The organism is Tautonia marina, from assembly GCF_009177065.1.
Lineage (GTDB): Bacteria > Planctomycetota > Planctomycetia > Isosphaerales > Isosphaeraceae > Tautonia > Tautonia marina.
Genome location: NZ_WEZF01000022.1, coordinates 40,523 through 51,673, shown reverse-complemented (window position 1 = coordinate 51,673; position 11,151 = coordinate 40,523). Strand labels below are relative to the sequence as shown.

Annotated in this window: 8 protein-coding genes; 5 read left to right on the top strand and 3 right to left on the bottom strand. The window is 60.6% G+C overall.

The features are described from left to right. Nucleotide 1: 1 nt before the first annotated feature. Both GA615_RS22275 and GA615_RS22270 read right to left on the bottom strand, forming a co-directional pair. A complete protein-coding gene (locus GA615_RS22275; RefSeq protein WP_152053537.1) occupies nucleotides 2-1,435 on the bottom strand; it encodes a DUF1501 domain-containing protein in 1,434 nt (477 codons plus the stop codon). Nucleotides 1,436-1,555: 120 nt separating this feature from the next. Then, entirely contained in the window at nucleotides 1,556-3,235 is a 1,680-nt protein-coding gene (locus GA615_RS22270; RefSeq protein ID WP_152053536.1) for a porin, read from the bottom strand. Nucleotides 3,236-3,459: 224 nt separating this feature from the next. Between GA615_RS22270 and GA615_RS22265 the strand changes: the two genes are divergently transcribed. From GA615_RS22265 to GA615_RS22245, 5 genes are all read left to right on the top strand, one after another. Beyond that, a complete protein-coding gene (locus tag GA615_RS22265) occupies nucleotides 3,460-4,230 on the top strand; it encodes an AMP nucleosidase (RefSeq protein WP_152053588.1) in 771 nt (256 codons plus the stop codon). 23 nt (nucleotides 4,231-4,253) lie between these two features. After that, nucleotides 4,254-4,940, top strand: coding sequence for a copper homeostasis protein CutC (locus GA615_RS22260; protein ID WP_152053535.1), 687 nt, complete (start codon nucleotides 4,254-4,256; stop codon nucleotides 4,938-4,940). 145 nt (nucleotides 4,941-5,085) lie between these two features. After that, a complete protein-coding gene (locus GA615_RS22255) occupies nucleotides 5,086-6,600 on the top strand; it encodes a sulfatase family protein (RefSeq protein WP_152053534.1) in 1,515 nt (504 codons plus the stop codon). 166 nt (nucleotides 6,601-6,766) lie between these two features. Further along, nucleotides 6,767-8,335 carry a thiamine phosphate synthase gene (locus tag GA615_RS22250; protein WP_152053533.1) on the top strand — a complete coding sequence of 523 codons (1,569 nt, stop codon included), beginning with the start codon at nucleotides 6,767-6,769 and terminating at the stop codon, nucleotides 8,333-8,335. Then, entirely contained in the window at nucleotides 8,332-9,930 is a 1,599-nt protein-coding gene (locus tag GA615_RS22245; protein WP_152053532.1) for a phytoene desaturase family protein, read from the top strand. The genes GA615_RS22250 and GA615_RS22245 overlap by 4 nt, the downstream gene beginning before the upstream one ends. Here GA615_RS22245 and argJ read toward each other — a convergent pair. After that, complete coding sequence (gene argJ / locus GA615_RS22240; protein WP_235905614.1) at nucleotides 9,918-11,120, bottom strand: bifunctional glutamate N-acetyltransferase/amino-acid acetyltransferase ArgJ; 1,203 nt, start codon at nucleotides 11,118-11,120, stop codon at nucleotides 9,918-9,920. The two genes, GA615_RS22245 and argJ, sit on opposite strands and share 13 nt — an antisense overlap. Nucleotides 11,121-11,151: the final 31 nt, after the last annotated feature.

The window sequence follows — 11,151 nt, the reverse complement described above, 5'->3', positions numbered from 1 at the left end:
TTCAGAAAAGGCTCTGGATGGGGGCCCCTTCGGCCAGGAGGCTGAAGGGGCGCCCTTGACGATCGGTCGCTTCCAGGTCGTGAATGCCCATGGCATGGTAAACCGTGTGTGTCACATCGGCGGGCGTGACGGGCCGATCGGCCGGATAGGCGGCAATCCGGTCGCTCGATCCATACGTCTGTCCCCCTTGAATGCCACCCCCGGCCAGGAGCACGCTCATGCAGTGGGTCCAGTGATCACGCCCGGCGCCCGATTCACCGCCCGACCGGGGATCGCCGATCTGGGGTTTGCGACCCATCTCGCTGGTGACCATCACCAACGTCTCGTCGAGCAGGCCGCGATCGTGCAAGTCGCCCAGCAAGCCAGAGACCGCCCGATCGAATTCGGGAAGAAGATATTCTTTCAAGCAATTGAAGTTGTTTCCATGGGTGTCCCAGCCGCCGGCACTCTTGCAGCGGTTGGCGATGGAGCGGTCTTCGAGCCAGAAGACAGTAATGAACGGCACCCCGGCCTCGACCAGTCGGCGGGCCATGAGCAAGCTCATGCCGTTGGTCGTCTCGCCGTATCGGGCTCGAACGGCTTCGGGTTCGTCGAGGAGGTTGAAGGCGCGAGAGGTTCCGGCAGACGCGAGCAAGCCCAGGGCTTTCTCTTCGTGGGTGGAGTAGGTCTGGACGGCACTGACCTGATCGAGGTCGCGGCGAGCGTCGTCGATGGTGTCGAGCAGGGCTCGACGGGCAAGCAGTCGCGGGTGGTTCACGTCGGCCTGAAGGGTGAGGGCCGGAACTTGAAACCTTAAGGGGGTCTCACGGTCGCCTATCAGGTAGAGCGGATCGTGTTCCACGCCGATTCGGGCGGCGAACTGGCCGGGGCGTGTATAGGGGGCTTGGCTTGGCTTGTGAGGCAACGAGATGGCGTTGGTCAGGTTGGGATGAGGGGGGCGCCGAGACGCGACCACGCTTCCCATGAATGGCCAGTCATCGGGCTGCGGAGTGCGATCGTTCCCCATGCTCAGGAACGTCGGGTCGGGTTGATGCCCGGTCAATTGATAATAGTAGCCTGCATGATGATCGTTGGTGGAGACGGACCCGCCCACCGAATTGATGACCGCAAGGTGATGCGACTGCCTGGCCAGCAAGGGCAAGTGTTCACACAACCGGATGCCGGGCGCAGAGGTGGCGATGGGTTGAAACGGACCTCGGAATTCGGCCGGGGCATCCGGTTTCATATCCCAGGTGTCAATGTGTGAGGCACCCCCGCAGAGGAAGAACAGGATGGTCGAGCGGGCGGACCCTGGCGGTCGTCCGGCGGCTTCCGTCTCTCGCCCGATGGCCAGACCGGGGGCTCCGAATTGCAGACCGGCGACCCCCATGCCCGAGGCGACGAGAAACGTTCTGCGCGAGTTACGATTTCGATCTGATCCGTTTCTGTACGCCATCTGTCCTGGCTCCCGGCTCATCACGCTCGTCGTGGGTGTCGATTCCATCGCCGAGTCATCTTTCGGGCGATTGTCCTCCGTCGGGCAGCCTTCGTCCAGCCCGCATCGGGAAATCAGCCCTCAGAACCAGATTTGACAACGGATCCAGAACAGGTCGCTGCTGTTTCGGCGGGTTCCGGTGCGTTCGTTCAACAGGACCGGAGAACCGAACATGGAGCGCTGCCAGTCGAAATAGAATTTGACATAACGATTTGCGTACCAGTTGAATCCGATGTCGGTCATCACGATGTCTCGGGTCCAGTGGTCGGGATCGGCAAGCTCGTACTCGAACACCTCGCGTCCGAGTTGCAACTGGCTGATGCGAGCGAAGACTTCGAGGGCGCCGGGACCATAGAGACCCCGACTCGGTGAGAAGGGACGCAGCGGGACGATAGTGGTGCGAGCGTGCGGTTCCTCGCCGGTCAGGAACCGAGCGGCGGTCACGTGATAACCGATCACCGGAACGGTTGCTCGGCGAGGTGAGCCAAGCTTTTCAAATTGATAGCGACCTGCCTGCACTTCCGACTCAAACGACCATCCCCCTCCGTAATAGGCCAGGTGAAGCGCTCCCTGATATCGCTCTCCAAACGACCGAACGTCTTCCTCAAAATCGAGGAAGCTGATCGATGCGGCCGAGGCCTCCCGGCTGTTTTCTGTCGCTTGAATGGAGGTCCGAAGCGGCATCGGGCGTTCCTCGTTGTCCCGAACCGTCAGGCCCCCGGCCAAGGAGCCGCCCAGGTTGAGATAGCGCAGCCTCGGGAATCGTTCGCTAGTGAGAAAGGGCCGCCAGTTGAGGTATCCCACCGCTTCTCGGGTGGAGTTGATGTCGGCAATCCCGAGCGTTCCTCCGGAGAATCCCCCGACGGCATATTCGAGGCGTCCGTCGCGGAGATAGCCCCATGCCATCAGACCAGCCTGCCGAGACAGACCAAAGTTCATGGGGTAAAGGGATCGTTCCGGGGTGATGAAGTACGGTTCGAGGTGGTCGTACCAGTCAAAACTGTAGGGGACGATCGATCGGCCAAACTTGATCTGAAATCCTTCGTTAAACCGGAAATTCACGAAGCCATCGAGCAGGTCGAGCACCCCTTCCAGACTGCGCTGGAAGGAGACTTCATATTCGATTGGCCGGGTGAGATGACCGGCGAGGTAGAATCGCGTTCGAGGGAGATACAGCCCGCTCGTCGCCGGGTCGAGATCGCCGGGGGCAAAGGCTTTGAAATCCACCTGATTGAGAACCCGAACGCTCAGACTCAGTTCTTCGTCTGGGGTGAACAGCTCGAACCCTTCGCCGACCTTGCCGAGGAGTCGGGGCTCGGTTCCAGGAGCGAAGATTGGGAACGCACGACCGGGGCCTACGATGACTCGATCAAGTGTCTCGTCGGCCTCGGCCTCGGCGAACGGGTCGGGTTCCTCGGCCGACCGCAACACGGATGTGTCAGCCGGTCGCACGAGGTCGTCGGTTGGTTCGTCTAGCCGATCCAGGAGGCCGCGATACCGCGCTTCGAGGTCCTGGTAGCGTTGATCTCGTTCCGCCTCGCGACTCAAGACGGCGTCGTATTGCTCAAGGAGGCGGCGGTTAAGTTCTTCGAGCCGTCGCACGCGTTCGGCCAGATCGTCCGTGTTCTCCGCTCCTGCGGATTGTTCTGCCGCGGAGGGAAATTCGGGGGCCTCCTGTGCGACCGCCGATCTCGTCATCGGCAAGACCGATCCGAGGCAGAGTGCGAACCAGACGGATCGACTCCAGTCGGTGTTCGGCACGATGACTCCTCAGCCCGAGGTCTGTCGATGGCTCGGTTTCTACGACCTGCAGAATTGCGAGACATTCATCGTGATCTTCGGCGGGATCGGGTCGACGGCTTGAGCAGATTTTGACGATTTTGCTGTCTTTTTGGTCTGTCTGGTTTGCGGGGATGGCCGACCATCATGGTATCCTGGCACGCTCGGGAGTCGCGTGGATGAACGACGCTTCGGGGGTGAGGTTCGTGAAGACCAAAGTTGAGATCGTTCGAGACTGGTTACCTCGCTATACGGGACGCCCGATCGAGCAATTCGGGCGTTATGTTCTGCTCACAAACTTCCTTCAGTATGTTGAACTGTTTGCGCAGCGGTTTGGTGCCGAAATTGTGGGGCGTGATCGACCCATGCAATCGGCCGTGGCCGAGAATCTGACGATTCTCAACTTCGGCATGGGTAGCGCGATGGCCGCGACGGTCATGGACCTTCTCTCGGCAATCGAGCCGAAGGCGGTGCTCTTTCTGGGAAAGTGCGGTGGATTGAAGAAAACCAAGGTCGGGGATTTTGTGCTCCCGATTGCAGCGATTCGGGGAGAAGGGACGAGCAACGACTACATCCCCCCGGAAATCCCCGCCCTGCCCTCCTTCCGGCTCCAACGTGCGGTGTCCTCGACCATTGTTCGACACAACCGAGACTACTGGACCGGGACCGTTTACACGACCAATCGGCGTGTCTGGGAGCATGACTCCGCCTTCAAATCGTATCTGCGCAAGACCAGGGCACTCGGGATTGACATGGAAACCGCAACGATCTTTATCGTTGGGTTTGTCAATCATATTCCCAAAGGAGCACTTTTGCTCGTGTCGGATAACCCGATGACTCCCGAAGGGGTGAAGTCGTCTCGGAGTGATCGAAGCGTTTCCGAGAAATACGTCATTCCCCACCTGGAGATCGGAATTGATGCCTTGATCGAACTTCGCGATTCCGGTGAATCGGTCAAGCACCTTCGTTTCGAGTGACCTCGTGCGGGAGGAATCGGATCATGCCCCAGGTGACCGTCGAGATCTGCGTGGAGGGGCTCGCCTCGGCGCTGGCTGCCGGAGCGGGAGGCGCCGATCGCGTGGAGCTTTGTGAACATTTGGCAGTCGGTGGCGTGACTCCGTCCGCCGGTGCCATTGCAGTGGCCTGCCAATCGCTGAAGATTCCCGTTCATGTGCTCATTCGACCGAAGGCTGGAGACTTCGTCGTCTCCGACCTGGAATTTCAGGCCATGCGGCACGATGTTGCGACTGCCCGATCCCTGGGAGCCGCTGGGGTCGTGCTGGGCATTCTCAACCCCGATGGAACGGTGGATGAGGCGCGAACCGCCGTACTGATCACCGAGGCGAGACCGATGACCGTGACCTTTCATCGAGCCTTCGATCAGGTTCCGGACCCAGTCCAAGCCCTGGAATCACTGATCACCCTCGGGGTCGATCGGGTCTTGACCTCCGGGCAGGCGGAGTCGGCGCGAGCGGGAAGAGTTCGGCTGGGCGAACTTCATTCCCGAGCGGCAGGACGGATCATTGTGCTGGCGGGAGGGAAGATCCAGGATGACGATTTCCCCGCCTTGACGGCGATGGGGCTTCACGAGCTTCATGTCGGTTCCGCCGCGTGTGAGTCCGGGAAGACTGAGGTTCAGGCGGTCCGTCGGATCATGCACGCGGCGGCCTTGTGCTCACGATCATGAGCCGAAGGTTTGGGCGTAGAGCCGAGGCGGGCGGGAAGAACGAACGTCTCCGAGAGTTCGAGCGCCTTGCGGAGAGTTCGACTCACGGTCATCCTTTGACCAGGACAGGTGGCTGAAGCTGCATCTCAGAGAGGAATGTTCTCCAATGATTCGACGGCATCCGGGACGCGATCGTGGTGCATGGGTTTGGTCGATTCTGCTAGTTGGTCTAGCCCTCACAGCCGGATCGGAGGACGTTTCGGGTGCGGATCGACCGAACATCCTGTTTGCCATCGCGGATGACTGGTCGGCCGATCATGCAGGGGCTTATGGCTGCACATGGGTGCAAACGCCTTCCTTTGATCGTGTCGCACGCGAAGGGGTCTTGTTCTCGAACTGTTTCACCTCGAACCCCAAATGCTCTCCCTGCCGCGCTAGTATTCTGACGGGTCGGAACACCTGGCAACTGGAGGAAGCATGCTGTCACTTCGGCTTGTTTCCCGCGAAATGGCCGGTATATCCCGACCTGCTTGAAGACGCCGGCTATGTCGTCGGCTACACGGGGAAAGGTTGGGGGCCGGGTGATTATCAGGCCGGAGGATTTTCTCGGAATCCCGCCGGGCCGAACTTCAGCGAACACCGAGCACGCCCCCCTCTCCTCGCCATGTCAAACGTTGATTACGCCAAGAACTTTGAAGCGTTTCTTGACGTGAGAGATCCCGATCGGCCGTTTTGTTTCTGGTATGGAGCGTTCGAACCCCACCGAGACTACGAGGCAGGAGCCGGACTGCGTGCCGGTCGGGATCCGCAAGCGGTGGACGTGCCCTCCTACTACCCGGACCATCCCACGATCCGGAGCGATCTGCTCGATTACGGTCTTGAAGTGGAATGGTTTGATACGCACCTGGGCCGAATGCTCGACCACCTGGAAGCGATTGGCGAGCTTGAGAACACGATCATCGTGGTCACCTCCGATCATGGCATGCCGTTTCCTCGGGTGAAAGGGCAAATTTACGATCATGGGTTTCGGCTTCCACTCGCGATTCGGTGGGGAGCCAAGGTGCCTTCGGGACGGACGATTGACGACTTCATTAACGTTCGGGATTTTGCCCCCACGTTCCTGGAGGCCGCTGGAGTCGCGGTTCCGGATTCGGTGACGGGGGAGAGTTTCTTCAAAACATTGACCGCGCAGGGTACGGGATGGGTCGATTCCACTCGAAACCGAATGGTCATCGGCAAGGAACGCCATGACCTGGGCCGCCCCGACGACACAGGGTATCCGGTCCGAGCGATTCGAACGCCTGAATACCTTTACATTCACAACTACGAGCCGGATCGCTGGCCTGCCGGAAATCCCGAAACGTCCTACCCCAACTGTGACAATAGTCCGACAAAAACATTGCTGACATTTCGTTTCGACGAGTTTTATCGACTCAGCTTCGGGAAGCGACCGAGGGAAGAATTTTACGTCCTCGCTGATGATCCGGACTGCGTGACCAATCGCGCCGCCGACCCCGAGTTCCGTGCCATCAAGGAAACGCTTCGAGATGAAATGGAAGCGATCCTCCGTGCCGAGGGGGATCCTCGCATGTTCGGGCTCGGTTGGATGTTTGAGACGTACGAGTACACCGGCGCTCGTAATCACTCGTATGCTAACTGGTTGAAGAATCATCGGGAGTAACGCGTGTCAGAGAAGATGATCCGTTCCGCATGGCGGCCGATGATGACGGCGTTCCTGCGAACGTTCAATCTCGTTCCGTCGCACGACCCTGATTGCGTACAGTAGAAGGGACGTAGGGAGGCCCCGTCGCGGAGGCGGGCCTGCCGGACCGAGTGCGAGGGAGACCATGCGGGAATCATTTACGGCAGGTGCCCAGCGCGTTCTCGAACGTGCCGAGCAGCTTGCCCGACTGCGCCAATCCGAGTCTGTGGAACCGATCGATCTCCTGGCCGCGTTGATCGGGGAAACCGAGAGCCGGGCCTCGGTGATGATTGCCGAGTTCGGCATCTCGCTGGAGGAGCTTCGAACGATTGCGGAGCCGGTTGAACTTCCTGGGGCCGAACCGGAGCTGGTAACCGGGGAGGAGGAGGATCGGGGGGGGCTGCCTCATTCCCATTCCCTGCGCTTGACCCTGACCGAGGCCACCATTCGGGCTCGGTCTCTCGATCGCTCGCAAGCCATCGGGACTGAGCATTTGCTGGTCGGATTGCTCGGCTCCAACGATCCGGTTGCGGTCCACCTGAGCGAGGCTGGGCTCCAGATGGATCTGTTGATGGAGCGGATTGCCGGGGTCAACGCGCTGGAGTCGGGCCCCATCCCAATGTCCGAGGATTTGCCGGCCCCCGTGCTGGCCGATCCCGGAGAAGTGAACGACCTCGCTCGTATTCTCGACGCATCGGCGAACCGTGCACGCGAAGGTTTGCGGGTTATCGAGGATTACTCGCGATTCGTGCTGGAAGATCCTGGTCTGACCCGACGGTTGAAGGATGTCCGGCACCGCTTCGGCGACGCGATTCGCGGATTTGACCCCGATTGGCTGATTACCGCACGCGACACGCCGGGTGATGTCGGCACCCACATCATGGCCAGCGACGAGGGGGCCCGAGAACATCCTCGGGCTGTCTTGATCGCCAATTTCAAACGGACCGCCGAAGCTCTGCGGACGTTGGAAGAGTATACCAAGGTCTTCGATCAGTGGCTTGCAGGCCGATTCGAAGTCTTGCGTTATGATGTCTATACGCTTGAGAAGCGCGTGATGGCCGCCGTGGTTGCTCGCGGAGCACTCGAACAGGCACGTTTGTATGTCCTGGTCGGTGGCCTTCCGACCCTCGGCGACCTGACCTGGATTGTCGAGGAGGCGATCGCGGGAGGTGCCGACGTGATTCAGTACCGGGAGAAAGGATTCCCCGATCGAGTCATCCTCCAGCGAGCGCGAGAGGTTCGCATTCTGACGGCTCGCGCCGGGGTGCGCTTCATCATGAATGATCGGCCAGACCTGGCCCGGCTCGCGTCGGCCGATGGGGTTCATCTGGGGCAAGATGACCTTTCGGTGCGTGATGCTCGCCGCGTGGTGGGGCCGAACATGCTGATCGGTGTTTCGACACATGAACCCTCTCAGCGCGATGCGGCCATCCGAGATGGGGCGAACTATCTCGGGGTTGGTCCAGTCTTTCCCAGTCGAACCAAAGATTTTGATGCCTTTGCCGGACTGAGCTACGTCCGGCAAGTCGCTGAGGAAACCACGATTCCCTGGTTTGCGATTGGGGGAATCACCGAGGAGAATCTGGACGAGGTCCTCGAGGCCGGAGCAACCCGGATCGCGGTGTCGTCTGCGGTGGTTCATGCCGATCGACCACGGCTGGCCGCGCAGTCGTTCAAGGCTCGACTGGTTGAGTGGCAGGACACTGAGCAATGACGTTCTCTCGAAACCATCCGGCCTGGAGACGATTGGGCGAGGACGTTTCGCTCGGCGAACTGACCGCGAAACGCTGGGATGCGATCATCGTGGGGGCGGGGCATAATGGGCTGACGTGCGCGGCTTATCTCGCTCGGGCCGGGATGGACGTTCTGGTCCTGGAGGCTCGTGATCCGATCGGTGGAGCTTGTACGATCCATGAGCCGTGGCCAGGTTATTCTGTGTCTCCCTGTGCGTATTTGCTGGGGTTGCTGCATCCGAAAGTGATGGATGAACTGAGGTTGATCGATCGAGGGCTTCGCTGGACCCCGGCCACGTCGGGGTTGTTCGTGCCGTTTGACGATGGGGCGAGTCTTCAACTCTGGGACGACGACGAGCGGTGCGAGGCGGAAATCCGCCGTCTCTGCCCGGAGGATCTTGAAGGGTTCCGAGCCTTTTCCCAGGTCAAGCGACGGCTTCGTGATGCGCTCCGGCCTCCCAATGACGCGGATTTGTGGCTGGATCCGGAACCGTCCCGAGCGGTCATTGAGGATCGCCTCGGTAACGATTCCGAGGCTCGATCACTGCTGTTCGAGTGGTCGATGGTTGAGTATGTCGAACGCTTTTTCCGCTCCGAGTACCTTCAAATGGCCTATCTCGGTCAGGGGGTGATCGGCACCAACGCCAGCCCACACGACCCTGGAACCGCCTCGATCCACTTTCATCACCAATCGGGGCGACTCGGCGGGATTCCCGGATCCTGGGGTTATGTTGAAGGAGGCATGGGGATGGTCTCCTTCCTGATCGCCGAGGCTGCCCGAGAGGCTGGGGCCGTCATCGTCAGCGGTTTGCACGTCGCCCGGATTGTGCCGGGTGAGGGAGTTGAACTGGAATCAGGTGAACGTCTTTGCACGTCAGTGGTTGTTTCCAACGCCGATCCGAAATCAACGCTTGCAATGCTCGGGAACCTCGCCGATCCCTCCTGGCGAGATCGGGTCGATGCCATCCCGAGGATCGGATGCACGGTCAAGGCCAACGTCGCGCTCAGCGAGTTGCCGAACTTTCGCGCCCGGCCGGGCACCGACGAGCCTCATCATCGAGGCCAGGTCAACACACCGCTCACGAAGGACGAGTGGGCCGCGTCGTTTGCCCAGGCCCGTGCCGGACGGTTGCCGGATCGACTCTGGTCGGAACTCTATTTCCAGACAACCGCGGACCCGAGTGTTGCTCCCGCAGGAATGCAGACGATGAGCGTCTTCGCTCAGTATGTTCCTCACACCTTTGCCGAGGGGGATTGGGACAGTCGACGCGAGGAGGTGGTCAACGCGATTCTCGACTCGCTCGCACGGCACTGCTCGAATGTTCCCGAGGTGGTGCGAGCGATCGAGGTCCTGGGGCCGCCCGACATCGAACGTCGAGTCGGCCTCTCGGGCGGACATATTTTTCAAGGGGAATGTCTGCCGTCGTTCATGTGGGATCGCCGCCTGTTCAGCCGAACTCCCATGCCGGGGGTCTATCTCTGCGGCGCCGGGACGCATCCCGGCGGCAGTGTCATGGCGGTGAACGGTCGGAACGCGGCGATGTGTGTGCTGGCCGATCGGGCTCAGGTCGTGTAATCGGCATTCAAGCGAACGTACTCGGCCGTCAGGTCGCAGGTCCAGAAGCGGGCCGAAGCGTCACCGTGCGTCAGGGTCAGGGTGATGCGGACCTCTCGGTTCGCCTTCATTCGCTCCGAGACGGCGGCGGCGTCGTAATCGAGCGGCACACCGTTGCGATAAAGTGGAACACCGTCAAGTTCCAGCGAGAGTTCCGATTCTTCGAACATCACTCCCGCGTAACCAGCCGCGGAAACGATCCGTCCCCAGTTCGGGTCGGCGCCGTGAATGGCGGTTTTCACGAGGGGGCTATCGGCCACGGCTCGGGCAATTTGGGTGGCCTGCTCGCGATCGCGGCATCCCTTGACCTCGATGGTGATCAGGTGCGTGGCCCCCTCGCCATCGTCTGGGATCATCCGCGCCAGGCTTTCACACGTGTCGCGGACCATTCCTGCAAACATCTTCAGGTCGGCACCCATCAAGGGCAACTCTCCTCGAGAGCCGGAAAGCATCAAGACTGAATCATTCGTGCTGGTGTGGCCCTCGACGGAGATGCAATTGAATGTCTCATCGACCACGTCGTGAAGGATTCCGGAGAGTGCCCCCATCTGCACCCGAGCGTCGGTGATCAGAAAGCCGAGCATCGTGGCCATCCGAGGACCGATCATCGCCGCCCCCTTTGCCAGGCCAAGCAGGCGGATGGTCTTCCCAGTCTCGGTCCTCCGACGCATCGAGACGATTTTCGGTCGGGTGTCGGTGGTCAGGATGGCTTCAGACGCATCAAGAAACCCCTTCGGATCGTCCGTCGCCGCATCGAGGGCCTGGATGAGACCGGCCTCGATGCGGTCCATCGGGAGTTGATGGCCAATCACTCCTGTCGATGCAATCAGGACGTGCTCCGGCTGGCAGTTCAGGCGAGTCGCGGCCAGTTCGGCGGTTCGTTTCGCGTTTTCGAACCCCTGGGCTCCGGTCGCGGCATTGGCGTTTCCGGCGTTAATCACAATGGCCCGAATCGCTTCCGAGGGAACGATCGCGCGGTCCCACTGTACCGGGGCGGCCGCAATCCGGTTGGTGGTAAACGTTCCCGCCGCCGAGCAGGTCGAGTCGGCCACGATCACCGCCAGATCGGGTAACCCACTCGGCTTGATTCCCGCCTTCACCCCGGCGGCTCGAAATCCTGCGGGAATTTCCAATGATGTTGAATCGCTCACAAGAATGCTCCTCCGCCCCACGCCTGCCGTG